We start from the raw sequence: 23,974 nt of genomic DNA on the forward strand, positions 1-23,974 counted from the left end.
TATGGTGCCAAAAAATATTCTTTAATAACTCTGTAAAAAATTTTTTCACTTACTTTTTACCCCACTCACTCTTCAGCAAGCCATATATCAGACTGTCACAGCGGTTGCCTTGGGCATCTTTGCGATTTCGGATGCGAGCTTCAAGGGTAAAGCCTAATTTTTCAGCTACTCGTTGACTTTGGATATTATAGCCAAAACAAGTTAGTTCAATCTTGTGAAGACCTAAATCTTTAAAACCTAGCTCAATCAAGGCACGCGCTGCTTCTGGCACATAGCCTCGCCCCCAATAGTCTGGGTGCAAGGTATAGCCAATCTCCAGCACATCGTCTTCGTGGCGATGGTTGAAGTCAACAGATCCAATAACTTTATCAGTCTCTTTAACGACAATTCCGTAGCCAGCTGGAAGATTTTCCTTTTCATTGCGCTCAGGAAGAACGTGCTCCAGATAATAAATCTCATCTTCCAAGGTCTTGACGGGGTGAAATGCTGCTGGATAGGCGACCTCTGGGAGACTAGCGTAGGCATGGATATCCTCGGCATCAGCCACTGTTCGGACTCGTAAAACGAGACGTTCTGTTTCGATTCGTTCAGGTAATGTTGCTCTTGCCATCCTTCTTCCTCGCTTTCTTGATGAAGTTCCCCATAGGGTCGACACGATCATCTAAGTAACGATAAACGCGCTGGTGGCCGTCCCCCATAAAGTAAGTTGGCGAAAAACGGTCATTTTTAAAATGCCCCTTGTCATCTAGCAAATCAGAATCAGCAAGTCGCTTGAGAATCTTAGCAAAGATATGGCAGATACCATCTTCCTCGATAATCCTATCTACCTGACAGTCCAATACGACTGGACAGGCTTTTAAAATCGGTGCCTGAGTCTGTTCAGAAATTTCATAGTCTAGCCCCAAGTGTCCCAACTTTTCTCGATGGCTAATAAAACCAGCCTGCTCCATTTCGAGCATGAGGTTTTCATCAGGTATGTTCACCGTGAACTGTTGATAATGCTTGATTTGCTCAGCCGCATTTTCCTCAGCGCCGACACCGACGACTAGCCAATCTCCTAGGCTATAAGAGGAACTGCAGGTCGTAATATTGTGACTAAAGTTCTGGTCCTGATAGCCTAAAATAAAGATAGGAAAACCATAGTAGAGCTTACTGGTTTTAAAGGATTGCTTCATGAAAACCTCCTTTGACTAAGACGCAAAAAGCCCTGCCATATCCATGACAGGGACGAATGTGTTTATCCGCGGTACCACCCAATTTCGGGCAAAGCCCGCAACTCTCGTCTTTATAATAAAAAGACAATATTATTTCATTTTTCATCCATCAGCAACCAGTTTTGACACATTTGTGGACTTCTCAGCACCGCCACTTTCTGTAAAATGTGGGATCCAAAACACCTCTAATGGCTCTATTGTAGCAAGTTTTTCTCGGAAAAGCAAGGCTCAAGAAAGATTACTTGAACTTGATGCCGTGTTCTTTTAATTTCTTGATGGTAGCTGGGCCGATTCCTTTCAAGGCAAGGAGTTCTTTCTCCGTCCAGTTTTTAAAATCAGAAGCTGACTTGATGCCTTCATCATAGAAAGTCTTAGCACGATCTACTGAGAGGCCGCCCAAAGTCGCTGCGAAATCTTCTACAGAATTGGCTACTTTTTGAGCTTGTTCCTTGGTCGCTTCTACTGCTTGTTCCACTTTTTTAGAGACAACTTTTCCTGCTTCGCTGGCAGATTTTTCTGCGTGTTTCACGACTTTCTTGGTCTCTTCTACAACCTTGGTCACTGTAGTTGAAAATGCACCTGAACGACGAAGGCTATTTCGCAATTGTTTTTTACGTTGGAGTTTCTTTGACATGATAAAATCCTTTCAATAAAAAATCCCTGCTCTTACAAGGATTTAATAAAGATATTTTATCAAGATTTCGGCGAAAAATCAAGAAAGTATCACTATTTTAATAATTTCGCTCGCCAAACAATCCTTCTGGCAAATCATGAAATCCCTTGCCTGCCTTGAAGTTTTCAAACTTACCAAGCAAGAACTGATAAGCATCCAAGCGACTTTCATATCGAATCATGGCATCTTTGGCACGCTCGTCTTGGTCTTCTTCGTAGACTTTTTGACTTTCCTTGTGCGCCATGTCGTTGATCATGATCTGGGTACTGACCCAGGCTTCAAATTCCTTCATAAATTCCTGTTCGTAACTCATTGATTCTCCTTATTCTAATCCACGGAAATAGTCCGTATCAATCTCACGGTAGGGTTGGATATCCTGAACATACTCTAGCACGCCTTGGAATTCTCCGTTTTCATCGTGTACTGCGGCATAGGTGATGTGGACAAACTTGCCTCGCGACTCTGACTTGAACCACATCTCATACTTGTCCTTGACCCCTTCACGAAGACCTTTCATAACGGCCTTTACCTTGTCTAGGTACTTGGGCGGATGGCAAAGTTCAACATTGCGACCGACTTGGGATGGCGTCCGTTTGAAAATCATCTCATCAGCTGGCGCATTGTCATTGTAGTACTGGAAAATGTCGTCTTTATTGACAAAGGTGATCTCCATAGGGAGGTGATTGAGGATGAGGTTGGCCTGCTCGACGGAGAGATAGCCATTGCCAAAAGGCTGTTGGCTATGGCGGTCCAGCACCGCTTCCTTTTCCTTAGGGGTAAAGGTAATGGTGAACTGGCCTTCAGGCGTATTGATGACTTGCTGAACTTGACCTTCAACCGTGTCTAGCTGCACGGGCTCCTCTCTACTCTTTTCCTCGACAAAACTCTGACGTTCTGGCACCCATTTTTCAGACGGACGGATAATGGCATAGCCGTAGGCATCGCTCTCCTCCGCAATCTGAATCCAGTCATCCTGGGTGAAGGACTCAAGAAGAATCATGAGGAGGATGGACTCTTCCTTGAAAATCATACTTTCAAACTCTGTCGCAAAAGCTTCGAAATCTTCTTTTACAGTGTTAATCGACACTTCTGGTAGTGCCTTAGCCGTCTCTAGAGCTGTCTGAAAGAGTTCTCGGATCTGGTCATCCACTCCCCACATAACTTTTGGAGGTGAATCGTGTCCATAGCGCTCCATGATGGGGAAAAAGAGCTCTTCCTTACGCTGGTAGTGGACATCAAATTGCCCCAACAGCCCCATTTGACGGACCAAGCCCTTGCGCATCTCTACCAGCATTTCCTCATCTTCCATAGACTCATAGGTATCCAACAGTCTCCGAATGCGAATCAAAGCTGCACGGAGAGCCAGATTTTCATCCTTGAAAACGCGAACTGGGTGGCCAGGGTGTTCAGTATCCTCAACTTCGACGCCCTTAACAGCATTTTTAAAAAGATTGGCATGGACATCACAGAGCTCCATGACATCTTCAAAGGTAACACCTGAGTCTGAGTTCATCAGCTCGTGCTCCATGAGGGAAATCTCAATAGCTGAGACACCTGTAAAGGTTGCATCAAAACGCTCCTGAACCGACTCGGGAGAGGCGCCATTGTGCAATTCTAGCAAAATATCCCGTAGGATATGAATCCGTTCATCTGCCATTAGTCTAATCCAATCACTTCATAGCCGTTCGCTTCTAGCGTGCGGACAATCTTGTCCATAGGAGTTCCTTCAAGCTTAGAACCCTGTTTGAGCGATACCTTGCGACCGACTGTGTTACGCATCAAGGGATTAGCAAGAGGTTTAAAACCGAGCTCCACTAGGATTTCCAAGACTTCTGGGTGCTTGTCTACCACTTCTGCAACGGGAATTGACACATCGATGATATTATCCATGACGATCTCCATGTATGTTCTAAAATGATTTTACTGCTTATATTATACCATAAGGACGATTAGCATACACCAAAAAAGAGGGGCAACCCCTCTTTCTTAATTTTTATCCAGATTGCGTAGCATCTCGTCAATCTTGTTTCCATATTCGATGGATTCGTCTTTGACGAAGGTTAAATCTGGGATTTTGTACAATTTCAAATTGCGACCAAGTTCACGTTTGATGGTACCAGTTGCTTTTTCAAGTCCGATTTGAGCTTTTTGGTTATCCGAAGCAAGGTTACTCAAAATGGTGTAGTAAACCTTGGCAACAGACAAGTCACCTAGCATCTGAACATCTGTAATGGTCACACCTTGGACACGCGGATCACGGACTTTCTTTTGCAAAATCTCATTGACTTCACGCTTGATTTCCACGCCCACACGATCCGTACGGAAATGATTTGCCATGATATTCCTTTCTCTACTTTGAACCAAAAGCTAGGCCAGCAGACCTAGCTATTTCTAAACTTTTTGATTTTCAGTTCAAATTGAAACGAAGTGCAATTTGAACTCATTCGCTTCTTTCGCTGTGGTGAAAGTGATGGAACTGATTTATCAGTCCCATCACAGGGGATTTTTGAGACACTAGGCTCAAAAATAAGCAATGAAACCATCGGTTTGCTTGCGTCCCTCACCACCTAAGAAAGGAGCAAAAATCTTAACGTTTGATTTCTTCCATGACATACGCCTCAATCACATCATCCATCTTGATATCATTGTAGCCATCAATCATCAATCCACCTTCACGACCGTTTGTAACTTCTTTGACGTCGTCTTTGTAGTGTTTCAAGCTTGCGAGTTCACCGTCATAGATAACGACACCGTCACGGATGACACGGACTTTAGAATCACGGGTAACCTTACCACTCATAACCATAAATCCACCGATGGTTCCCACTTTAGATACCTTAAAGGTTTCACGGATAACTGCTTCACCGATAACTTTTTCTTCAAATTCTGGGTCAAGCATCCCTTTCATAGCTTCTTCCATCTCTTCGATAACCTTGTAGATAATACTGTGGAGACGGATTTCTACATCGTCAGCTTCCGCTTGTTGACGCGCTTGTGGTGTAGGGCGTACGTTGAAACCAACGATAAAGGCATTGGAAGCTTCCGCAAGAGTGACGTCAGATTCGTTGATAGCACCGACTGCCGAGTGGACAATGGTAACTTTGACACCTTCTACGTCGATCTTTTGAAGTGAGGCAGAAAGGGCTTCAACAGAACCTTGTACGTCGGCCTTGATGATAACGTTAACAGACTTGAGTTCACCGGCTTTAAGCGTATCAAAGAGGTTTTCAAGGCTGACACGTTGGGTAGCTTGGCGTTGTTTCATGAGGGCACGTTTTGCACGCTCTTCACCTGCTGCACGCGCAGATTTTTCATCTTCGTAAACAGCAAAATGGTCACCCGCCATTGGCGCTTCGTTCAAACCTGTGATGGAAACCGGCGTTGATGGGCCTGCAACCTTGACACGACGACCAAGGTCATTGGTCATAGCACGGACACGACCGAAGGTATTTCCGACAACGATTGGGTCTTGGACATTCAAGGTACCTTGTTGAACAAGAAGGGTTGCGACCGCACCTTTTCCTTTATCCAAACGAGCTTCGATAACTGTACCGATCGCACGCACTGTTGGGTCTGCCTTGAGTTCTTGGATTTCAGCCACAAGAAGGACCGTTTCCAAGAGTTCATCGATGTTTTGGTTAAACTTAGCTGAGATTTCGACAAACTCAGAATCCCCACCCCAAGCTGTTGACATAACCCCATGCTCTGCCAATTCACCGATAACGCGTTCTGGGTTGGCACCTGGTTTATCAATCTTGTTAATGGCTACGATGATTGGAACGTTGGCCGCTTTTGAGTGGTTGATGGCTTCGATAGTCTGAGGCATAACCCCGTCGTCGGCTGCAACGACCAAGATGGTAATATCGGTAACAGAAGCACCACGCGCACGCATAGAGGTGAAGGCCGCGTGTCCTGGTGTATCAAGGAAGGTGATCTTCTTGCCATTTTCAACGATTTGGTAGGCACCGATATGCTGAGTGATACCACCTGCTTCACCTGTCGCAACACGGGAGTTACGAAGGGTATCCAAGAGGGTTGTTTTACCATGGTCAACGTGTCCCATGATGGTTACAACTGGTGGACGCTCAACCAATTCATCTTCGTTAAGATAGCCATCTTCGACAAAGAAACGTTCGATGTCGGCATTATCCACTTCAACCTTTTGTTTGGCTTCGATACCATAATCCACCATGAGGAGTTCAATGGTTTCTCCATCCAAGGATTGGTTTTGTGTGGCCATGACACCCATCATAAAGAGTTTCTTAACGATTTCTGCCGGTTCACGTTTGATACGTTTTGCGATTTCCGCAACAGTCATACCATCTGTATACTCAAATTCTGTTGGCAATTCGTGGAACTTACGCTCTGTAACAGGTTTTGGAGTCTGGTTACGGTTGTTTTGCTTGTTCCCTTTTTTATTTTTCTTGTTGTTATTCCAGTTACTATTTCTTTGATTTCTCACTTGATTCTGACTACTTCGATTCTTTTGTTGTTTTCTAGGACCATCTTCTTCGTGATCGTAATCGTCACGTTCTTTGTCTGGTCGAGCTTGTTTTTTACGACGTGTATCCACTGGCGCTTCTTTCGCTACAGGAGCTACTGTTACGGCTGGCTGCGTTTGTTCAGCTAACTTAGCAGCTTCTTCAAAGATTTCCTCTGGTTCCTTGCGTTTGTTAGCTTGAGCCAAGGCTTCTTTGGCAGCTTGCGATTGTTTGAAGCGCTCCTCGCTTGAGCGTGCGTACTCTGCATTTTGCTCTGCTTTTAGAGCCGCTGCACGGGCTTTAAAGTCAACACGTGGTCCAGCTGGTTTGGGCTGGAAGTCTTGTTGCTGACGGCGATCATTGCCACGATTCCCTTGACCTTGTGGTTTTTTCCCTTGATCGTTAAATCGGCGATTGTCGCGGTTTGCTTGACCAGGTTTTCCACCATTACGGCCGTCATTCTTCTGACGGTTGCCGTTTTGTTGTTGGTCACGGTTGTTGCCCTTGTTTTGTTTGCGTCGCTCTGCCTGCTCTTTGGCACGCGCCTCACGCTCCGCCTTGAAATTTCGACTTTGTGGTCTTGCAGCCACTACTTTTTCTTCCTTAGGAACTGCAGGTGTAGCTGGTTTACTTTCTTCCTTAGCGGCAGCTGGTTTAGCTGATGCAGACTTTTCCGCTTTCTTTTCTACACTTGCTTTTGGTGCTGCAGGTTTTGCTTCTGCCTTAGGAGCAGGTGCAGGCTTAAAGCTCGCTGCGATTTGCTCAGCAGCGGCAGCTTCCACGCTCGATGAGTGGCTTTTCACATCCAAGCCCAACTCTTTTGCACGCGCTACAACTTCTTTACTTTCTTTTCCAAGTTCTTTTGCGATTTCGTACAATCTTTTCTTAGACAAATCATGTCCTCCTCTTCTATTCCATAAGAGACCTCATTTTCTTTGTAAATCCAGCATCGATCACAGCCAAAACCTTTCTCGATTTTCCGACTGCTATGCTTAATTCCAGTGTTGAAAACACGGTTATAACTTCTACTTGATAATAGTCACTTTTATCTTGAATCTTCTTGGTCAGATTGGGACCAGCATCATGGGCTAGAAAGACTAGCTTGGCTTTCTGGTCTTGGATGGCTTTAACCACCAATTCCTCTCCCGATATGATCCGTCCTGCTCGCTGAGCAAGTCCCAAGAGATTGCTTATCTTTTGCTTATTCAAGTCCTAACTCTCTTCTTTTCACTTTGTGATCAACATAGGCGATCAACTCGTCATAAAAGCTTTCTTCAACTTCCATGTTAAAGCTGCGGTTAAAGACTTTCTTTTTTTTAGCCTCTAGGGCTTCTGTATTGTCTAGCTTGATATAAGCGCCACGGCCATTGGCCTTGCCTGTCGGATCGATAAAGACTTGTCCTTCTTTGTTCTTGACAATGCGAAGTAAATCACGCTTGTCAATCACTTCGTTGGATACAACAGACTTGCGCAAAGGGATTTTTCTTGTTTTCATCTTTCCCTCCTCTAGCAGCTTTTATTCTTCAATCGATTCATCTACATCTGCGTAATCAACTTGACCTGCTTCTTCCATAGCTTCAAACTCACTAGCAGACTTGATATCGATACGGTAACCTGTCAAGTGAGCTGCCAAGCGAACGTTTTGTCCACGACGACCGATGGCAAGAGAAAGTTTGTTATCAGGTACAACGACCAAGGCACGTTTGCTGTCGTTTTCATCAAAGATAACTTGGTCAACCTCTGCAGGTGCGATGGCATTGTAGATAAACTCAGCTGGATCCGCTACCCACTCGATAACGTCAATGTTCTCTTCTACAGGAACCATACGGTCGCTCTTAGCGTCATAACGAGCTGGGTGGAATTTGCTGGTGATCTTCTTGATATTGGCACCACCACGCCCAACGATTGTCCCGATAGCGTCCACGTTTGGATTGTGGCTACGAACGGCAACCTTGGTTCGGTCACCTGCTTCACGGGCTACACTCATGATTTCGACAGTTCCATCGTAGACTTCTGGAATTTCTTGCTCCATCAAGCGTTTAATCATTTCTGGATGGCTACGACTGACAAAGACGTTGACACCACGAGGATTGTCTTCAACCTTGTAAACATAAACTTCGATACGATCATGAGAAGCAAAGACTTCTCCAGGGATTTGGTCTTGTTTTGATAATTGGGCTTCGATGCTGCCAAGATTGACATAGATGAAACGGTTGTCAAAGCGTTCTACTGTACCAGACATGATTTCTTGTTCATGTTCTTTGTATGTATTATAAGTGATGGCACGTGTTTGCTTGCGCATTTTTTCCATGATGGTTTGTTTAGCAGACTGGGCTGCTACACGACCAAACTCAGCTGGTGCTTCTTCAAACTTAATCTTGTCACCAAGCTCATAGGCTGAATTAATGGCAAGGGCATCTTTCAAGCTGATTTCCAAACGGCTATCAAATACTTCGTCAACAACTTCACGAACAGTATAGACAGTAAAGTCCCCAGTCTTTTCATTGAAGTCAATGGCTACGCTGTCTGATTGACCATAGCGTCTACGATAAGCGGAACGAAGCGACTCTACTACTGCGTCGATGATGTCTTCTTTTTTGATTCCCTTGTCTTCTTCCAAAATGCGGAAGGCCTCTAGCATTTCTTTACTCATGTTCTCTTCACTTTTGAATCCTCAAAAGCTATCCTTTCTTTTTCTATAATTTAACTGCTAAACGTGCTTTTGATACTAAACTGTATGGAATTTGGACAGTTTTCTTGCGCGTCTTGTCCATATATTCCATGGTCAACTCATCCTCTTCAAAGGATAGCAAGGTTCCTTCAAAGACTTTTTGCTTATCGATAGCTTGGTAGAGCCCGACATGGATGTATTTCCCAACCGCTCCAGCGACGGCATCCTTGGTTTTCAAGGGACGCTCCAAGCCTGGACTGGTAATCTCTAGGAAATATTGCTCCGGGAAGGGATCGGGCTTGATGGTGTCTAGGACAGGACTGATAATTTCTGTCAGGTCTGCCGTGTCGTTCAAGGTAATTCCTTCGGGTTTATCTACAAAAATACTGAGAATCATGTCACTGCCAATCTTTCCATACTCGATATCCACGAGCTCGAAAGGCGCTTGGATGACAGGTTCTACAACTTCTCTGACTAATTCTACGATTGTTGCGATTGCGTCCACCTCCTCATAAGCAAGAGGCGAAGATATTTCCCCGCCTCTCTTTCTCATATTCTTACTATCAGTATAGCACGTTTGTCAATTTATGTAAAGTATAAGCACTCAAACGGCTAGTTTTCAAGCTATTTCTTAAAATTCTGCCTCAACTCGGTAGATCACTTGACCTTTGCTGGAGAATTTTTGCTCATATTCCGTCATGACATTGCCTTCAAAATCACTGGCATGCAAGTCCAACCAAACCCCATTGAGCTTCATCCCATACTGAGAAAAACTCACTAGACTGTACTCAAACAAGCCACGATTGTCAGTCTTGAAATGGATTTCCCCATTCTCAGGCAAGATACGCTTGAAGGTATCCAAGAAACTCTTGTAAGTCAAACGACGTTTTTCATGGCGTTTTTTAGGCCAAGGATCTGAAAAGTTTAGGTAGAGACGATCAATCTCGCCGTCTTCAAAGTAGTCAGTCAAATCCGAACCATCTACCCACAACAACTTGATATTGGGCACTCCAACTTCAAGCACCTTATCCAAGGCATAACTTAATACCGACTTTTGGATGTCAATCCCGATGTAGTTGATGTCAGGGTTTTGTTTGGCCATTCCTGATACAAAGGCCCCTTTCCCACTTCCAACTTCTACATGGATAGGATGATCATTTCCAAACAAGTCTCGCCATTTCCCTTTAGCTTCCAAGGGATTGAGGACAACATACTGGGGATTGGCCTCTAGTAACTCTGTCGCCCCTTTACGATTTCTAACTCTCATCTCTTCTTTCCATACTTGTCACGGAAGACACGCAAGGCATAAATCTCCCGGTTTACATTATCTAAATCTTGATTTACAAAGTATTTGGCAATCTGGTTCAAGTAAGAATACTGACCATACCAATACAATTTATCTAACACTGTCTGATTGTACTTATAGCCGTAGTCTCTCAACCATTGACGCCACTGATGATCTGGAATATAATGACACAACATATGCGCCACATCAAACATACGATCCGTCAGGCGAACCGAATCCCAATCCACTAGATAAACAAGCCCACTCTCTGTCTCAATCCAATTACTATGGCGAAGATCACCATGCACAATCGTTGCATGATCTTCCCTAAAGCCTGGAACTGTCCTGCGCAAATCATCAATCACCGAATTTAAGTACTGATGTCGTTTCAAGACTTCAGGTGCTTCTTGCCTCCAAGACTTCAACAAGTCTACTGGCGTCTCCATGCTATATCCCAAACGGCTCAACTGCTTCATCAAGGGACGTGAGCGGTGGAGACGCGTCAAGATATTGATGATCTGCTTGCGATTCATGTCGTGCGGGGTCAAGATTTTGCCCGTCAACCATTCTTGGGCACACATATCACGACCGTCCGCTAAACGACGAGTCCATAGTAATTGAGGAGCGATTTGTTCTCTGGCTAGCCCAGGTAGGATTGGAGAGGTGTTCATTTTTACAAAGACGCGCTTCCCATCAGGGTAGCTTCCCATATAAGCCTTGCCACTCTTCCCAGGTATCGGAGTCAGCGTTAGCTCATTATCACCCAAGTCCATTTCTTTCCTCCGTATAAAGTTTCCTTACTATTCTACTAGTTTTTGGTCTATTCGTCAACCAATCTTTTCAGTTGGTAAGGTAAATAAAACAATTGTAGGAAGAGACTAGCTCCTACAAGAGCCAACAAGGCTATTTTTTCTTGAAAAACCACTGCTCCCACCAGCAATTCTAACAAAAGAACTGCACTTCCCACACCAACTACAATCTGTTTCAATCCCTTCTCTTTCTCCCCTTTTTCTAATGGAAAGAGCTGGGTCAAGTATTGGTAATCAAAGGCGTGATAAAGGGCTAGCAACTGGAAGAGCAATAGGTAGTTAAATAGAACCACTACTGCCGTCGCAATCCAAGCTTGCTCGATAAAGACCTGCGCTAACAAAGAAAGCAAGAGCAGACGTAGACTGAGGGCAAAGAGGTCTCCATTTCGCAGGTAAGAGCGGAGATAGAGGTTTTGCCAAATCTTTCCAGGCGCTTTCTGAACTGCTTTAAGGATGAAATCCAGATAAGCGCGACGTTTGACACTATTTGAAACGCCCTTGACCTGAGTAAAGAGAGCAAAGAAACGAAGCAAGACTTGCTTGCGCTTGCTTTCTTGGGCAATGACATAGTCCCAGTCAATTCCGTTCCCAGTAAAAAATTTACTAACTTTTTGACGAAAAATCAGGTATTTCCCAGTTCCCAATAAAAGCACATAGATGAGAAAGACTGGCAAGCCATAACCCATGGCTAAAAACAAGGGCGCAAATAAGAGTAAAAAGAGGGTTTGCACAATTGTCCAGAAAACCAATGAACGTGACGTCTGCCCTTTGAGGTGGGACTTGACCTCCTCTTCACTGACTAAGAGAAAGAGCTTGTCAGGTACTTCCATGTAGGTCGCGATTCCTCCCCAAGCCAAAAGCAAGATAGATACTATTACTAAAAACAAGAGAATGGGCCAATGATTTTCAGGAAAATCTTGCAAGAGTTGACTGTACTGGTAGGCTATAAAACCGATGAGAACCAGCAGGAACAAGACAAAGTGGTCATTGAGAACATAACGGAGATAACCGACACATTCCTTACGAAAAGCCTGCTTTCTCTTTAAAAACAAGTCTTTCATAGCTCCTCCTCTTTGGTCAGAGCCAAGTAAATATCATTCAAACTAGCATCAGGCATATCAAAGGCCTCGCGGAGTTGCTGAAGGTTCCCCTGAGCCCTCACTTCCCCCTTATGGAGGATGACAAAGGCATCGCACATCCTCTCCGCCGAGTCCAAAACATGAGTACTCATGAGGATGGACTTGCCTTTTTGCTTTTCCACTTCCAAAAGCTGAATCAAGTCAGAAATAGCCAGCGGATCGAGGCCAAGGAAAGGCTCATCAACGATGAAAAGACTCGGATCCACCACAAAAGCACAGATAATCATGACCTTCTGCTTCATCCCTTTGGAGAAATGCACTGGAAACCAGTCCAATTTTTGGTCCAGGCGGAACATTTTTAACAAAGGTTCCACACGATCAAAAGCCACTTTTTGCTCAATACCATAGGCCATGGCAACCGTCTCGATATGCTCTCTGAGGGTCAGTTCTTCATACAAGCTAGGCGTTTCTGGTATATAGCCAATCTGCTTGCGATAGTTGGTCGCATCTTCTCGCAGGGTCAAACCATTAATCTTGATTTCCCCACTGTAAGGCGTCAAAAGACCGATAATCTCATTGATAGTCGTTGATTTCCCAGCACCGTTGAGACCAATCAAACCGACCAACTGCCCACTTTCAACTGTAAAGGACACATCTTTCAAGACAGGAACGTGAACATAGCCTCCTGTCAGGTTTTTAATTTCTAACATATTTTCTCCGAATCTGGTATAATGTAGCTATATTATATCAAAATTCAATACAGTAGAGGTGGATTTTATGTCAGATTGCATTTTTTGTAAAATTATCGCAGGGGAGATTCCTGCTTCAAAAGTATACGAAGATGAGCAGATCCTTGCCTTTCTTGATATCTCTCAAGTAACGCCTGGACACACCCTCATTGTACCAAAAGAACATTATCGCAATCTTTTGGAGATGGACGCTACTAGCGCCAGCCAACTCTTTGCCCAAGTGCCAACAGTGGCTCAAAAAGTTATGAAAGCTACCAAGGCTGCTGGTATGAATATCATCGCTAACTGTGAGGAAGTCGCTGGTCAAACGGTCTTTCATACCCACGTGCACCTTGTTCCTCGCTACGGTGCAGAAGATGACCTAAAGATTGACTTTATCGCCCACGAACCTGACTTTGACAAACTTGCCCAAGTCGCTGAAACTATTAGAAATGCTTAGGGAGATGCCATGAAACTATCAAATCTACTGCTATTCGCAGGAGCTGCAGCTGGAAGTTATTTTGTCGTAAAAAATCGCCAAGCCATTCAGGATGAAGTGCTAGATACAACTGACCGCGTCGAAGCTATCAAGGATGATTTGGATATCATCCAAAATAGCCTCCAAATCATCAACCAACAAAAAGCACTTATCAAGGAATACCAAAAAGATTTAACCTATAAATTCAAAGTCTTGGAAAAAGATTTCCAAACCAGAATGGCGATCCTCCAAGAAGAAAAACAAGAATAATAAATCCTCCAACTTTCCTTAAATCCATTTTGGATCACTAGATTCGAACAGAAAAGGGAGGGAATGAAAGTGAAACAGTTTTTAAAAGTTCTAGCGAAGGTCATCGCGATCCCTTGTGGTTGCCTCTGCCTGCTTGCAGCCTTGGCATTTCTACTACTGATGAATCTTTTCAAGACCTCACCGAGTGACATCCAAAAAGGGAATGAAACTTTAAAACAAATCTTTATCTCCCTTGACATGCCTCCTGAGAAAGTAGAATCAAATGGAAGGTATCAATTCGAGGGTGGAGGCTTACATTTTTATGTTACTTTCTCAGATGAGGTTATCAATAGTCACACCGTCCTAAAAGAAAGTCCAAAACTCACCAAAAATCGACTCGAAGTCTATGTCCTCCAGACAGGAGAGATTTCATACTATAAAGTAGGGGATAACTTGTTCAATCATGGTTTATTGCAGTTTTTAGAGAAAGAAAGCGAGAAGTATCTCCAAGAAATCGGAAAGAAATTTAATCCCAATTACTCAATTCTCTTTTGGAATGATCAGGAAAGTCTTAAAAAGGGAATTGCATTCTATGAAAAAGCTTTGACCTTGGTGGATATTCAGGATAACTCGGCGATCAAGCATATTGATACTGTTACCTTGAAATCTGGCAAAGAAGCAGAAATCAAGCAACTCATTCAGGACATGGATGCAGCTGGCTTGCTCACTCAAAAGTATAAATAGTAGGCTAACTGGAAAATGATTTTCTGACGCTAATTTTTCCATGACAACACAAAAAGAGCCAATCGGCTCTTTTTACTTTATTCTCCTTCAAAGGCATCTTTTATGTGGTCAAAGAAGCCTTTTTTCTTTGGATTGACTTTCAAGTCACCTGCAGCTGCGAATTCTTTAAGCGCTGCTTTTTGACGGTCGTTCAAGCCTGTCGGAGTTACGACATTAACTGTAACATATTGGTCACCAACGGCACCGCCACGAAGGCTCGGTGCTCCCTTGCCACGTAGACGGAATTTCTTGCCTGTCTGAGTTCCTTCTGGGATGACCAATTCAACATCACCATGTACAGTTGGAATTTCCACAGTATCTCCAAGGGCTGCTTGGACAAAGTTGAGGTTCAGATTGTAGAAGATAGTCGTTCCTTCACGTTCAAACTTATCACTAGCTTCAACTGAAACCACCACGTACAAGTCTCCGTAAGGTCCACCGTTAAAGCCGGCTTCACCTTGACCCGCTAAGCGGATTTGTTGGCCTGTTTCCACACCAGCAGGAATCTTCACATGTACGCTATGAGCTTGTTTTTCATGACCTGTTCCGTGACAAGTTGTACATGGATCTTTAATTTCCTTTCCGCGACCATGACAGACATCACAGGTTACTTGGCGGCGCATCATACCAAGCGGAGTTTGCGTATCAACGTTAATGACACCAGCGCCATGACAGCGTCCACAAGTGACTGGACTTGTCCCTGGCTTAGCACCAGAGCCATTACATGTACGACAGCTGGCTTCACGATTGTATTTAACTTCTTTTTCCGTTCCAAAGATAGCTTCTTCAAAGGTCAAGTTCACACGATACTGGAGATCATCACCTTGACGAGGAGCGTTTGGATTGCGCGAAGCCCCGCCTCCACCAAAGAAACTTGAGAAAATATCCTCAAAACCACCGAAGCCACTTGCTCCGTCAAAGCCACCGAAACCGCCAGTACCACCAAAGCCACCGTTGGCACCTGTAGCACCATACTGGTCGTAGGCTGCACGTTTTTGGTCGTCACTCAAAGTCTCATAGGCTTCTTGAACTTCCTTGTACTTTTCCTCAGCACCAGGTTCCTTATTGATATCTGGGTGATATTTTTTTGAAAGCTTACGATAAGCCTTTTTGATCTCGTCTGCCGAAGCGTTTTTTGACACCCCCAGACGATCATAAAATTCAGTATTGTTCATACAAGATACTAAGAGCGAACAGAAAGCGACTGAAATTTAGGAAACCGACAAGAAATCCTGATTTCTTAGGAGGTTTATCTAATTCCCAAGCTTTCCGCTCGAGTTCAATTACGAACACCCTTATTCCTTTCTATAATTTATAAGCAAATCATTAGAGGGTATTTTCTATACTCTGCTTCACTTCATCAAACTCTTTGTCCGATAGAGTAAAAATCAAGTCCTCTTCTGAATATTCGTTCTGTTCTTTAAAATAGTTGTCAGTATTTTCTGCCAAACCTAGACCAAGAATCACTTTTCTTGCAAACTCTTGATGTGCAAAGCCAATAGCAGTAATGATATTTTTATCTTGCAGGACAGCTTTTGCTTTGAAATTTTCCCGAGGAAGAAATTCAAAATAATCAAAGAAGTTTTGCCAAATCCCACCAGTAAATTCCGTGTCATTCAACAAGCCAGCTTTCGCTAACAAAATGGGCGCAGAAGAAATTGCTGTAATTAAGATATCCTGCTCACCGAGTTCTCTCAAAAATGAGGCTAATTTTTCATCCTGTAGAACAGGCCCTATATTTACCATTCCTGGCAAAATCACACAAGAATACTCTTCTATACGTACTTGATCCAATGTTTTTGTAGGTAAACAAGGCAAGCCATCTTCAGAGACCACCATCGAATGATCTGAAGCTACATAATCAATCGTGATGTCAAAAGACAGAGCCAAAGTACTCGTTAAAGAGGATATCTCATAAAGAGAAAAATTAGGATAAAGGATACAAAGTACTTTTTTCATAAGCAACACCCTCTATTTTACCGAAAAACAGAGGCTGGGTTGCAACCTCTGGATTTCTTCCTATCATTACGACGTTCAAGTTTTAAAAATCAAACTAGTAATGCTGAATTGAGCACGCCCTAACCTCTTGGTGAAAAAGAGACGTAGCTGTTTTCGCTTTAGCGAATTACAGATATGGCTACCTTTAGGTGCAAATCTTTCTAGAAACTAAAGTTTCTGCGTCAGATTTCCTATTTTCACTGTAAGGTTTTAACGGGCTTTGCATCTTATTTTTCCGTAAACTCTCCGTCTACGACGTCATCGCCTGCGTTTCCTGTTGCTTGCGCCCCTTCTGCTCCTGCTTGAGCTTGTTGAGCTGCTGCGGCTTGTTCGTATAGTTTAACAGCAAGTCCTTGAGCTTTTTCGTTCAATGCTTCCAGTTTTGCTTTCATTTCGTCCAAGTTGTTGTCTTCTTGGGCTTTCTTAAGCTCATCAAGGGCAGCTTGTGCAGCATCACGTTCTGCATCGAAGCCTTTGCCTTCAGTTTCTTTGATTGTCTTTTCAGTCGCAAAGATAGCTTGGTCTACTTCGTTACGAAGGTCTACTTCTTCTTTACGTTTCTTATCTGCTTCAGCGTTAGCTTCAGCATCTTTCATCATGCGGTCGATTTCTTCGTCTGTCAAACCTGAATTTGATTGGATAACAATTGTTTGTTCTTTTTGAGTTCCAAGATCTTTAGCCTTAACAGATACGATACCGTTCTTGTCAATGTCAAATGTTACTTCGATTTGTGGAATTCCACGAGGTGCAGCTGGGATATCTGTCAATTGGAAACGTCCAAGAGTCTTGTTATCTGCTGCCATTGGGCGTTCACCTTGAAGAACGTGGATATCAACGGCTGGTTGGTTGTCTGCCGCAGTTGAGAAGACTTGTGATTTAGATGTTGGAATAGTAGTGTTGCGGTCGATAAGTTTTGTGAAGACACCACCCATTGTTTCGATACCAAGTGACAATGGAGTTACGTCAAGAAGGACAACGTCTTTCACATCACCAGTGATCACACCACCTTGGATCGCAGCACCCATAGCAACAACTTCATCAGGGTTTACTGATTTGTTTGGTTCTTTACCAGTTTCAGCCTTAACAGCTTCTACAACGGCTGGGATACGAGTTGAACCACCAACAAGGATGACTTCATCGATTTCTGACAAGCTCAAACCTGCATCTGAAAGAGCTTGACGAACTGGAACTTTTGTACGTTCTACAAGATCACAAGTCAAATCGTCAAATTTCGCACGAGTCAAGGTCATTTCCAAGTGAAGAGGTCCAGCCTCACCAGCAGTGATAAATGGCAAGCTGATTTGTGTTGAAGTTACACCAGAAAGGTCTTTCTTAGCTTTTTCAGCCGCATCTTTCAAACGTTGCATTGCCATCTTGTCAGTAGACAAGTCAATACCGTTTTCTTTCTTGAATTCTGCTACCAAGTGGTCGATGATTTTTTGGTCAAAGTCGTCACCACCAAGTTTGTTGTCCCCTGCAGTTGACAATACATCGAAGACACCGTCACCCAATTCAAGGATAGAGACGTCGAATGTACCACCACCAAGGTCGAATACCAAGATTTTTTCTTCTTTGTCAGTCTTGTCCAAACCGTAAGCAAGGGCTGCTGCAGTTGGTTCGTTGACGATACGTTCTACTTCAAGACCAGCAATTTTACCAGCGTCTTTTGTTGCTTGACGTTGAGCGTCGTTAAAGTAAGCTGGAACTGTGATAACAGCCTTAGTTACTTTCTCACCAAGGTATTCTTCCGCGTAACCTTTCAAGTATTGAAGGATCATAGCTGAGATTTCTTGTGGAGTGTATTCTTTACCGTTTGCAGAAACTTTTTCAGAAGTTCCCATCTTAGATTTGATAGAGATAACTGTATCTGGGTTTGTTACCGCTTGGCGTTTTGCAGCGTCACCAACGATGATTTCACCATTTTTGAATGATACTACAGATGGAGTTGTACGGTTTCCTTCTGGGTTTGCGATGATTTTTGATTCAGTTCCTTCAAGAACTGCAACTGCTGAGTTGGTTGTACCTAAGTCAATACCGATAATTTTAGACATGTGTTTTTCTCCTTGTTGTTTTTTCTTCTTTTTTTGATATTCCCCTTAAGTGGTGGGGACGTGAGCAACTCCCTTCGGGATTTCATCACTTATTTTTGAGCCTATTGTCTCAAAAATCCCCTGTTTCAGTAGCTTGTGCTACTGAAACTTTCACCACGGCGGGCAATATCTTTCTTGCAAGCCTCCAGCTTGCTTTTTATCTTTCTTTCATAGTTTATTGTCGTTTCGGACAAGGTTTCAATTATGTTACGACACGAGGAGTCGAAATCGATTTTATTTCGACGACGAGTTAGTAAGGAGGCTAGGCAAACGCCATAGCGATTGCCGTTTTCTGACGAGTTGCTTCAGCAACTGTCAGAATTGCCTAGTTATAGACTACTACCATGGCTGGGCGTAGGATACGGTCATGGAGTTTGTAGCCTTTTTGGAAGACTTGAGCGATGGTGTCTGCTGGGTGTTCATCGTCTGCTGGGAGAGTTTGGATGGCCATGTGATAGTTATGGTCAAATTCGCCGTCAGCTGCGATTTCTTCGATCCCTTCTTCTTTCAAAGCATGAATCAAGCTTTCTTGCACCATCTCCAATCCTTTTTTGACATCGTCTGTCAAACCTTCAACTGCTAGTGCACGTTCTAGATTGTCGAGCGATGGTAAGATTGCTTTTGCCAAGTCTTGGCTACGATAACGTTGCAAGTTTTGACGCTCTTCATTGGCACGGCGTTGGATGTTTTGCATTTCTGCATGAGCGCGAAGATATTTATTTTCAAACTCATCCGCGCGTTCATTTGCCAAGTCTAATTCCGACTTTTCAGGAGTTGTTTCTTCAGTTGTTTCAACAACTTCCTCTTCTTTTACTTCTTCGTTTTTTATTTCCTCAGACATTTTTCGCCTCCTTTTTAGGAATTTATGTAATTTCATGTTCAACTCACCTCATAATGATTACTACTCAAATAGCGGTAGAAATCTGTGAGTTTCATAGTTAGGACTCGATTGACAACATTGAGTTGATTAACCAATTGCTGGTAATCCAGATTGACCGGACCGATAATCGCCAGAATTCCAAATCCTCGATAAGGGATGAGGAATTTACTGCTAATCACTGCTAAATCAGCTAGACAGGATTCTTGACTGTCCGCAACACGGACGCTTTGCATCTGATCTTCATGCAGACCTTCACGAATCTCCAGAGCCACTTTCTGTGGTTGGTCAAAGAACTGATAGGCTGCGAGATTGGCAAAATTCAAGAGATTGACCTTGCCCGCCACCACAATATTTTCGTTGAACATTTCTTTAAAAATGTGTTCAAAGAGATCGATGACATTGTCCGTCGTTGTGAAGTAGCGCTGGATAATCTGTGGAATCTCCGTCCGAATCTTATAGTGAATATCTAGAACGGTGTGACCGAGGAAACGTTCCTGAATGATTGCCTTAAGCTTCAGCAAATCCTCCTGCAAGAAATTCCTTGGAATCAAAAACTGACTGGTAACCGTTCGCGACTCGTCTAGGGTAAATACTGCCAAGGCTGTATGTTGCCCTAGAACAACGATATCAAAAGCTGTCAACCGTTGCCTGCTGGGCTCAACATCCAGTGCCACTACCGTACAGCCACTCAATTCTGTCAAGACATTAGCAGCCTCCTGCAGAATATCCTCCAGTTTGAAGAATTCCTGATCAAAGGCTTTGACAATCTCATAGACTTCATTTTCAGCCAGCCGGTCAAAATCCAGTGAGTGTTTCACATAGTACTGAAAACCAGCAACACTTGGCATGCGACCACTGGAAGTATGAGCTTTCTCAAGCAAACCTTGCTTTTCTAAAGCCGCCATATCATTACGAATGGTTGCACTGCTAGAGTTAATAGACTCTTGCAAAGCTTTGGATCCGACAGGTTCGTGCGTTTTGGTAAAGATGTCAATGATCAGATTTAAAATATCCTGCTGACGCTCTGTAACCATCCCATCACTCCTCTCTGTCTGATCGATTAGCACTCTATACATTCAAGTGCTAACTCATGATTCTATTATACACCCTTGAAAGAGAATGTCAAGACAAAAACTCAAAAAATTAGCACTCTTTTATCAAGAGTGCTAAAAATTAGTCTGAAGACCTAGAATCTTACCTTCCATCTACTTGGTATTTCCTTTTAAGCCTGAAAAAACCACGGATTAGATAAGAAATCAGGAAAGCATATAAAACGAAAATAATAAAGAAAGACATAGAAAGTTCTTCTTTAAATAAACTCATACAAACAACCAAACCACCTGAGAAAGCAGCTGTACAGGAACGAAGTCTAGACCGCATAACTTCCCATCTAAGACTATTAATCATATAGACTTGATCCTCTGGAAGTATATCTGAAGATGATTTACGAAGAATTGAACAAAAACCTGTTTCTATCAATTCCCAATCTCTATTCCTAAAATCTTGCAGTTCATGCTTATACTTTTTAAGAAATCTAGAATCATAGATACAGTAGATGACATCGTCCGGTTGACATTGCTCAAAATAGAAAAAGCCCAAACGACTCGTTCTATATCTCCAACCTTTCAAGTGCATCTCATGCAAATAATCTTCTTCCTTGTCCAAATCAACAATGGTGAAAATCCGAAATTGTACTTTGCTATTCATTGCCTGACCTCCAAATCAGAAAACAAGTATTGTTTCAGCTATCAGATAATTCTTTCCACTTTTGGAACAATCTCCAAAAAATATAAGAAATCTGAATCGCAAAAACTATCAATAAAACACAATCCATAATAACAATCAAAAACATTACCCAACTGAAATTACTACCTCCACTGAGAAACTTTGAGAAAACCGGTAGTAGAGCTGAAAAAAGAATCAAAATAGGTAGCATCCGCATTATTAAAATCCGTTTGACCATGGCTAACTTCCCAGTAGCGTCATTATAGATTTCAAACTCGGCATCCGACTCAACTCCAGAACGAAGCTTTCTAAAGTAGGAAAAGCCATTAAAGTCTGTAATATGCTCCCAGCCACAGTCTTTAAATAGTTGTAAATAGGAGGCTCTCTCTGATTTTTCCATTGGGTGAAAATCCAACTGATAAGACACCTGCTCCGGTTGGCACTTTTCAAAAGTATACTTAACCGCAACTACTAAGTTAGAGTAACTCACTTCCTTAAGTTTCCAACCCTTAGCATGCATTTCCCCAAGGTATAAAGCCTCTCTATCATAATCCGCAATGGTAGTAATTCTATAAACAACCTTCTTTTCCATCAACCTTCCTCCCGACTATTTCTGTAAAGTCGTTCAATACGTTTCAATTCAATATCTAAGACTTTTCGTCCCAAGTCTGTGATCTGATAGATTTTCCGTTTCTCCTCTTCTCGGAAAAAGGCAATCAAGCCATCCTTTTCCATTTTTGACAAGGTACCATACATAGTCCCAGGACTAATCAAGACTTGCGAATCTGTCATCTCCTTGACCTTTTGCGTAATACTATAACCATGACATTCCTTTTGCAGACAGAACAAGATATAAAAGCCCGTTTCCGTCATCGGAAGATAGACCCGACGAATCTTATCCGCTAATTCCATTTTTAACCACCTCCTATTCAGTTCGATATATCGCATCTCGTTATACAAAATATATCATAGCTCGAAATAAATCGCAAGAAAAAAAGACCGCCCTCAGGCAATCTTTCTTCTATATTAGTAAAGGTCAAGATAATTATCAACTTCCCATTGTGACACAAAGGTTGCGTAGCTAGCCCACTCGATACGTTTAGCCTCAAGGAAACTAGTATAGATGTGGTCACCTAGGGCAGCCTTAACCACTTCGTCTTCAGTCAAAGCCTTCAAAGCGTTGTGAAGAGTTGATGGAAGGTCTGTGATTCCAGCTTCCTTACGCTCTTCTGCTGTCATGATGTAGATATTTTCTTCAATCGGAGCTGGTGCTTCGATTTTGTTTTCAATACCATGCAAACCAACTTCTAACAGAACCGCCATAGCGATATATGGGTTTGCCATTGGGTCCACTGAACGCAACTCAAGACGAGTTCCCATACCACGTGAAGCAGGCACGCGCACAAGTGGTGAACGGTTGCGACCAGCCCAAGCAATGTAAACAGGTGCTTCATAACCTGGAACCAAACGTTTGTATGAGTTAACTGTTGGGTTCATGATGGCAGTATAGTTGTAGGCATGTTTGATCAAACCACCAAGGAAATGGTAGGCCGTTTCTGACAGCTGCATTCCTTTTGGATCATTTGGATCAAAGAAGGCATTGTTTCCTTCTGCATCAAACAAGGACATATTACAGTGCATACCTGACCCAGCAATACCAAATTTTGGTTTTGCCATAAAGGTTGCGTAAAGACCGTGTTTACGAGCAATGGTTTTAACAACGAGTTTAAAGATTTGAATCTTATCACAGGCACGGAGAACTTCATCATACTTGAAGTCAATCTCATGTTGTCCAACCGCAACCTCGTGGTGACTCGCTTCTACTTCAAATCCCATTTTGGTCAAGACATTCACGATTTCACGACGCGTATTGTCTGCAAGGTCAGTAGGCGCCAAATCAAAGTAACCACCCTTGTCATTTACTTCAAGTGTCGGGTCACCATTTTCATCCAGCTTAAATAGGAAGAATTCTGGTTCTGGACCAAGGTTGAAGGATTTGAATCCCACTTCCTCCATATGACGAAGCGCACGCTTCAGATTACCACGAGGGTCACCTGCAAATGGCTCACCCTCTGTTGTATAGACATCACAGATCAAACCTGCAACACTTCCATTCTCATCTCCCCAAGGGAAGACTGTCCATGTATCCAAGTCTGGGTACAAGTACATATCTGACTCATTGATACGTACAAAACCTTCAATAGAAGATCCATCAAACATAGCCTTGTTTGACAAGACTTTATCTAACTGTTCATCTGTAGCAGGAATTTCGACGTTTTTCATCGTCCCCAAGATATCTGAAAACATGAGACGAATAAAGGTAACATTTTTTTCCTTGACTTCACGACGAATATCTGCAGCTGTGATTGGCATGGTTTTTCTCCTTAATGTATGACTACTTGCGGTTGCCTAACCGCGACCAAAAGGTGACTGCGCTGAAGCAAAGCGTCCCTGTTGGAGGAGCTCATTATGAAGCGCACGACGCACTTCCGTTGGGCTCACTGCTTTCTTGGATTTCGCCTCACGTTCAGCATATTTTTTCTTAATGGCAGCGATGTTGAAACCTTCAGAGATATAATCTTTGATTTCAAGCAAACGATCCATGTCATTCAAAGAATACATACGACGGTTCCCTTCGTTTCGATCAGGCTTTATCAACTCTTGATCTTCATAATAACGAATCTGACGCGCCGAGAGATCGGTCAACTTCATCACACTGCCGATAGGAAAAACAGCCATATTTCGGCGAAATTCTCTTTCCTTCATTCACAATTTCCTTCTTTCTGTCTATTATAGTCTAAAAAAATACATACGTCAATTGATAATGTCAC

29 protein-coding genes are annotated in these 23,974 nt (G+C 43.0%); 3 read left to right on the top strand and 26 right to left on the bottom strand.

What is annotated here, in order from left to right:
• Positions 1-49: 49 nt before the first annotated feature.
• From ACVBD2_RS08675 to ACVBD2_RS08750, 16 genes are all read right to left on the bottom strand, one after another.
• The gene (locus ACVBD2_RS08675) at positions 50-610 is read right to left on the bottom strand and encodes a GNAT family N-acetyltransferase (RefSeq protein WP_461685621.1); all 561 of its coding nucleotides are present in this window, start codon (positions 608-610) and stop codon (positions 50-52) included.
• Complete coding sequence (locus ACVBD2_RS08680) at positions 588-1,175, bottom strand: flavin reductase family protein (protein ID WP_461685622.1); 588 nt, start codon at positions 1,173-1,175, stop codon at positions 588-590. The genes ACVBD2_RS08675 and ACVBD2_RS08680 overlap by 23 nt, the downstream gene beginning before the upstream one ends.
• A gap of 277 nt (positions 1,176-1,452) precedes the next feature.
• Complete coding sequence (locus tag ACVBD2_RS08685) at positions 1,453-1,848, bottom strand: helix-hairpin-helix domain-containing protein (protein WP_461685623.1); 396 nt, start codon at positions 1,846-1,848, stop codon at positions 1,453-1,455.
• A gap of 97 nt (positions 1,849-1,945) precedes the next feature.
• Entirely contained in the window at positions 1,946-2,200 is a 255-nt protein-coding gene (locus ACVBD2_RS08690) for a DUF1912 family protein (protein WP_084940473.1), read from the bottom strand.
• A 9-nt stretch (positions 2,201-2,209) separates the two neighbouring features.
• On the bottom strand, positions 2,210-3,544 hold the full coding sequence (locus ACVBD2_RS08695; RefSeq protein ID WP_461685624.1) for a DUF438 domain-containing protein: 1,335 nt from the start codon (positions 3,542-3,544) through the stop codon (positions 2,210-2,212).
• A complete protein-coding gene (locus tag ACVBD2_RS08700) occupies positions 3,544-3,777 on the bottom strand; it encodes a DUF1858 domain-containing protein (RefSeq protein WP_000368739.1) in 234 nt (77 codons plus the stop codon). Before ACVBD2_RS08700 ends, ACVBD2_RS08695 begins: the two co-directional genes overlap by 1 nt.
• A 96-nt stretch (positions 3,778-3,873) precedes the next feature.
• Positions 3,874-4,224 (bottom strand): 30S ribosome-binding factor RbfA, encoded by a 351-nt coding sequence (rbfA, locus tag ACVBD2_RS08705; protein WP_461685625.1) that lies wholly within the window; start codon positions 4,222-4,224, stop codon positions 3,874-3,876.
• 250 nt (positions 4,225-4,474) lie between these two features.
• Positions 4,475-7,261, bottom strand: a complete 2,787-nt coding sequence (gene infB / locus ACVBD2_RS08710) for a translation initiation factor IF-2 (RefSeq protein ID WP_268708858.1) — start codon at positions 7,259-7,261, stop codon at positions 4,475-4,477.
• Positions 7,262-7,277: 16 nt separating this feature from the next.
• A complete protein-coding gene (locus tag ACVBD2_RS08715) occupies positions 7,278-7,577 on the bottom strand; it encodes a YlxQ-related RNA-binding protein (protein ID WP_268708859.1) in 300 nt (99 codons plus the stop codon).
• On the bottom strand, positions 7,570-7,863 hold the full coding sequence (rnpM, locus tag ACVBD2_RS08720) for an RNase P modulator RnpM (RefSeq protein ID WP_000857568.1): 294 nt from the start codon (positions 7,861-7,863) through the stop codon (positions 7,570-7,572). The genes ACVBD2_RS08715 and rnpM overlap by 8 nt, the downstream gene beginning before the upstream one ends.
• 21 nt (positions 7,864-7,884) lie before the next feature.
• Positions 7,885-9,021, bottom strand: coding sequence for a transcription termination factor NusA (gene nusA / locus ACVBD2_RS08725; RefSeq protein WP_033588939.1), 1,137 nt, complete (start codon positions 9,019-9,021; stop codon positions 7,885-7,887).
• A 43-nt stretch (positions 9,022-9,064) separates the two neighbouring features.
• Positions 9,065-9,544, bottom strand: coding sequence for a ribosome maturation factor RimP (gene rimP / locus ACVBD2_RS08730; RefSeq protein WP_000338692.1), 480 nt, complete (start codon positions 9,542-9,544; stop codon positions 9,065-9,067).
• A 126-nt stretch (positions 9,545-9,670) separates the two neighbouring features.
• A complete protein-coding gene (trmB, locus tag ACVBD2_RS08735) occupies positions 9,671-10,306 on the bottom strand; it encodes a tRNA (guanosine(46)-N7)-methyltransferase TrmB (RefSeq protein WP_001266088.1) in 636 nt (211 codons plus the stop codon).
• Positions 10,303-11,097: a cell cycle regulator CcrZ gene (gene ccrZ / locus ACVBD2_RS08740; RefSeq protein WP_461685626.1), complete on the bottom strand. Its 795-nt coding sequence runs from the start codon at positions 11,095-11,097 to the stop codon at positions 10,303-10,305. The genes trmB and ccrZ overlap by 4 nt, the downstream gene beginning before the upstream one ends.
• Before the next feature lie 47 nt (positions 11,098-11,144).
• The gene (locus tag ACVBD2_RS08745) at positions 11,145-12,194 is read right to left on the bottom strand and encodes an ABC transporter permease (RefSeq protein WP_125847703.1); all 1,050 of its coding nucleotides are present in this window, start codon (positions 12,192-12,194) and stop codon (positions 11,145-11,147) included.
• Complete coding sequence (locus ACVBD2_RS08750; protein ID WP_461685627.1) at positions 12,191-12,922, bottom strand: ABC transporter ATP-binding protein; 732 nt, start codon at positions 12,920-12,922, stop codon at positions 12,191-12,193. The genes ACVBD2_RS08745 and ACVBD2_RS08750 overlap by 4 nt, the downstream gene beginning before the upstream one ends.
• Before the next feature lie 67 nt (positions 12,923-12,989).
• On the opposite strand from ACVBD2_RS08750, the gene ACVBD2_RS08755 reads away from it, so the two are divergent.
• From ACVBD2_RS08755 to ACVBD2_RS08765, 3 genes are all read left to right on the top strand, one after another.
• Positions 12,990-13,400 carry an HIT family protein gene (locus tag ACVBD2_RS08755; RefSeq protein ID WP_268708860.1) on the top strand — a complete coding sequence of 137 codons (411 nt, stop codon included), beginning with the start codon at positions 12,990-12,992 and terminating at the stop codon, positions 13,398-13,400.
• Positions 13,401-13,409: 9 nt separating this feature from the next.
• Positions 13,410-13,688: a hypothetical protein gene (locus ACVBD2_RS08760; protein WP_125847708.1), complete on the top strand. Its 279-nt coding sequence runs from the start codon at positions 13,410-13,412 to the stop codon at positions 13,686-13,688.
• 63 nt (positions 13,689-13,751) lie between these two features.
• Positions 13,752-14,411 carry a hypothetical protein gene (locus ACVBD2_RS08765; protein WP_268708861.1) on the top strand — a complete coding sequence of 220 codons (660 nt, stop codon included), beginning with the start codon at positions 13,752-13,754 and terminating at the stop codon, positions 14,409-14,411.
• Between the two features lie 77 nt (positions 14,412-14,488).
• Here ACVBD2_RS08765 and dnaJ read toward each other — a convergent pair whose 3' ends face one another.
• From dnaJ to glnR, 10 genes are all read right to left on the bottom strand, one after another.
• Positions 14,489-15,625, bottom strand: a complete 1,137-nt coding sequence (gene dnaJ / locus ACVBD2_RS08770; protein WP_132972585.1) for a molecular chaperone DnaJ — start codon at positions 15,623-15,625, stop codon at positions 14,489-14,491.
• Positions 15,626-15,776: 151 nt separating this feature from the next.
• Positions 15,777-16,409, bottom strand: a complete 633-nt coding sequence (locus tag ACVBD2_RS08775; RefSeq protein WP_132972587.1) for a DJ-1/PfpI family protein — start codon at positions 16,407-16,409, stop codon at positions 15,777-15,779.
• A 266-nt stretch (positions 16,410-16,675) separates the two neighbouring features.
• Positions 16,676-18,499 (bottom strand): molecular chaperone DnaK, encoded by a 1,824-nt coding sequence (gene dnaK / locus ACVBD2_RS08780; RefSeq protein WP_461685628.1) that lies wholly within the window; start codon positions 18,497-18,499, stop codon positions 16,676-16,678.
• Positions 18,500-18,863: 364 nt separating this feature from the next.
• Positions 18,864-19,379, bottom strand: a complete 516-nt coding sequence (grpE, locus tag ACVBD2_RS08785) for a nucleotide exchange factor GrpE (RefSeq protein ID WP_061454553.1) — start codon at positions 19,377-19,379, stop codon at positions 18,864-18,866.
• A 38-nt stretch (positions 19,380-19,417) separates the two neighbouring features.
• Positions 19,418-20,452: a heat-inducible transcriptional repressor HrcA gene (gene hrcA, locus ACVBD2_RS08790; RefSeq protein WP_461685629.1), complete on the bottom strand. Its 1,035-nt coding sequence runs from the start codon at positions 20,450-20,452 to the stop codon at positions 19,418-19,420.
• Positions 20,453-20,612: 160 nt separating this feature from the next.
• A complete protein-coding gene (locus tag ACVBD2_RS08795; protein ID WP_461685630.1) occupies positions 20,613-21,125 on the bottom strand; it encodes a DUF2812 domain-containing protein in 513 nt (170 codons plus the stop codon).
• Between the two features lie 34 nt (positions 21,126-21,159).
• A complete protein-coding gene (locus ACVBD2_RS08800; RefSeq protein ID WP_461685631.1) occupies positions 21,160-21,735 on the bottom strand; it encodes a DUF2812 domain-containing protein in 576 nt (191 codons plus the stop codon).
• Positions 21,735-22,055: a PadR family transcriptional regulator gene (locus tag ACVBD2_RS08805; protein WP_084976034.1), complete on the bottom strand. Its 321-nt coding sequence runs from the start codon at positions 22,053-22,055 to the stop codon at positions 21,735-21,737. Before ACVBD2_RS08805 ends, ACVBD2_RS08800 begins: the two co-directional genes overlap by 1 nt.
• A gap of 114 nt (positions 22,056-22,169) precedes the next feature.
• On the bottom strand, positions 22,170-23,516 hold the full coding sequence (glnA, locus tag ACVBD2_RS08810; RefSeq protein WP_001122884.1) for a type I glutamate--ammonia ligase: 1,347 nt from the start codon (positions 23,514-23,516) through the stop codon (positions 22,170-22,172).
• Positions 23,517-23,552: 36 nt separating this feature from the next.
• Entirely contained in the window at positions 23,553-23,909 is a 357-nt protein-coding gene (gene glnR, locus ACVBD2_RS08815; protein ID WP_000664331.1) for a transcriptional repressor GlnR, read from the bottom strand.
• Between the last annotated feature and the right edge of the window lie 65 nt (positions 23,910-23,974).

The organism is Streptococcus sp. KHUD_018 (assembly GCF_054861215.1).

Bases quoted from the DNA above. Each gene is read 5' to 3' on its own strand.
- nusA (WP_033588939.1), bottom strand. From the start codon at position 9,021: ATGAGTAAAGAAATGCTAGAGGCCTTCCGCATTTTGGAAGAAGACAAG.
- ACVBD2_RS08675 (WP_461685621.1), bottom strand. From the start codon at position 610: ATGGCAAGAGCAACATTACCTGAACGAATCGAAACAGAACGTCTCGTT.
- ACVBD2_RS08800 (WP_461685631.1), bottom strand. From the start codon at position 21,735: ATGGAAAAGAAGGTTGTTTATAGAATTACTACCATTGCGGATTATGAT.
- trmB (WP_001266088.1), bottom strand. From the start codon at position 10,306: ATGAGAGTTAGAAATCGTAAAGGGGCGACAGAGTTACTAGAGGCCAAT.
- ACVBD2_RS08795 (WP_461685630.1), bottom strand. From the start codon at position 21,125: ATGAATAGCAAAGTACAATTTCGGATTTTCACCATTGTTGATTTGGAC.
- ACVBD2_RS08745 (WP_125847703.1), bottom strand. From the start codon at position 12,194: ATGAAAGACTTGTTTTTAAAGAGAAAGCAGGCTTTTCGTAAGGAATGT.
- rbfA (WP_461685625.1), bottom strand. From the start codon at position 4,224: ATGGCAAATCATTTCCGTACGGATCGTGTGGGCGTGGAAATCAAGCGT.
- ACVBD2_RS08700 (WP_000368739.1), bottom strand. From the start codon at position 3,777: ATGGATAATATCATCGATGTGTCAATTCCCGTTGCAGAAGTGGTAGAC.
- ACVBD2_RS08765 (WP_268708861.1), top strand. From the start codon at position 13,752: ATGAAAGTGAAACAGTTTTTAAAAGTTCTAGCGAAGGTCATCGCGATC.
- ACVBD2_RS08750 (WP_461685627.1), bottom strand. From the start codon at position 12,922: ATGTTAGAAATTAAAAACCTGACAGGAGGCTATGTTCACGTTCCTGTC.
- ACVBD2_RS08760 (WP_125847708.1), top strand. From the start codon at position 13,410: ATGAAACTATCAAATCTACTGCTATTCGCAGGAGCTGCAGCTGGAAGT.
- rnpM (WP_000857568.1), bottom strand. From the start codon at position 7,863: ATGAAAACAAGAAAAATCCCTTTGCGCAAGTCTGTTGTATCCAACGAA.
- dnaK (WP_461685628.1), bottom strand. From the start codon at position 18,499: ATGTCTAAAATTATCGGTATTGACTTAGGTACAACCAACTCAGCAGTT.
- dnaJ (WP_132972585.1), bottom strand. From the start codon at position 15,625: ATGAACAATACTGAATTTTATGATCGTCTGGGGGTGTCAAAAAACGCT.
- ACVBD2_RS08690 (WP_084940473.1), bottom strand. From the start codon at position 2,200: ATGAGTTACGAACAGGAATTTATGAAGGAATTTGAAGCCTGGGTCAGT.
- ACVBD2_RS08755 (WP_268708860.1), top strand. From the start codon at position 12,990: ATGTCAGATTGCATTTTTTGTAAAATTATCGCAGGGGAGATTCCTGCT.
- glnA (WP_001122884.1), bottom strand. From the start codon at position 23,516: ATGCCAATCACAGCTGCAGATATTCGTCGTGAAGTCAAGGAAAAAAAT.
- glnR (WP_000664331.1), bottom strand. From the start codon at position 23,909: ATGAAGGAAAGAGAATTTCGCCGAAATATGGCTGTTTTTCCTATCGGC.
- ACVBD2_RS08695 (WP_461685624.1), bottom strand. From the start codon at position 3,544: ATGGCAGATGAACGGATTCATATCCTACGGGATATTTTGCTAGAATTG.
- ccrZ (WP_461685626.1), bottom strand. From the start codon at position 11,097: ATGGACTTGGGTGATAATGAGCTAACGCTGACTCCGATACCTGGGAAG.
- grpE (WP_061454553.1), bottom strand. From the start codon at position 19,379: ATGTCTGAGGAAATAAAAAACGAAGAAGTAAAAGAAGAGGAAGTTGTT.
- ACVBD2_RS08680 (WP_461685622.1), bottom strand. From the start codon at position 1,175: ATGAAGCAATCCTTTAAAACCAGTAAGCTCTACTATGGTTTTCCTATC.
- ACVBD2_RS08805 (WP_084976034.1), bottom strand. From the start codon at position 22,055: ATGGAATTAGCGGATAAGATTCGTCGGGTCTATCTTCCGATGACGGAA.
- ACVBD2_RS08685 (WP_461685623.1), bottom strand. From the start codon at position 1,848: ATGTCAAAGAAACTCCAACGTAAAAAACAATTGCGAAATAGCCTTCGT.
- ACVBD2_RS08775 (WP_132972587.1), bottom strand. From the start codon at position 16,409: ATGAAAAAAGTACTTTGTATCCTTTATCCTAATTTTTCTCTTTATGAG.
- hrcA (WP_461685629.1), bottom strand. From the start codon at position 20,452: ATGGTTACAGAGCGTCAGCAGGATATTTTAAATCTGATCATTGACATC.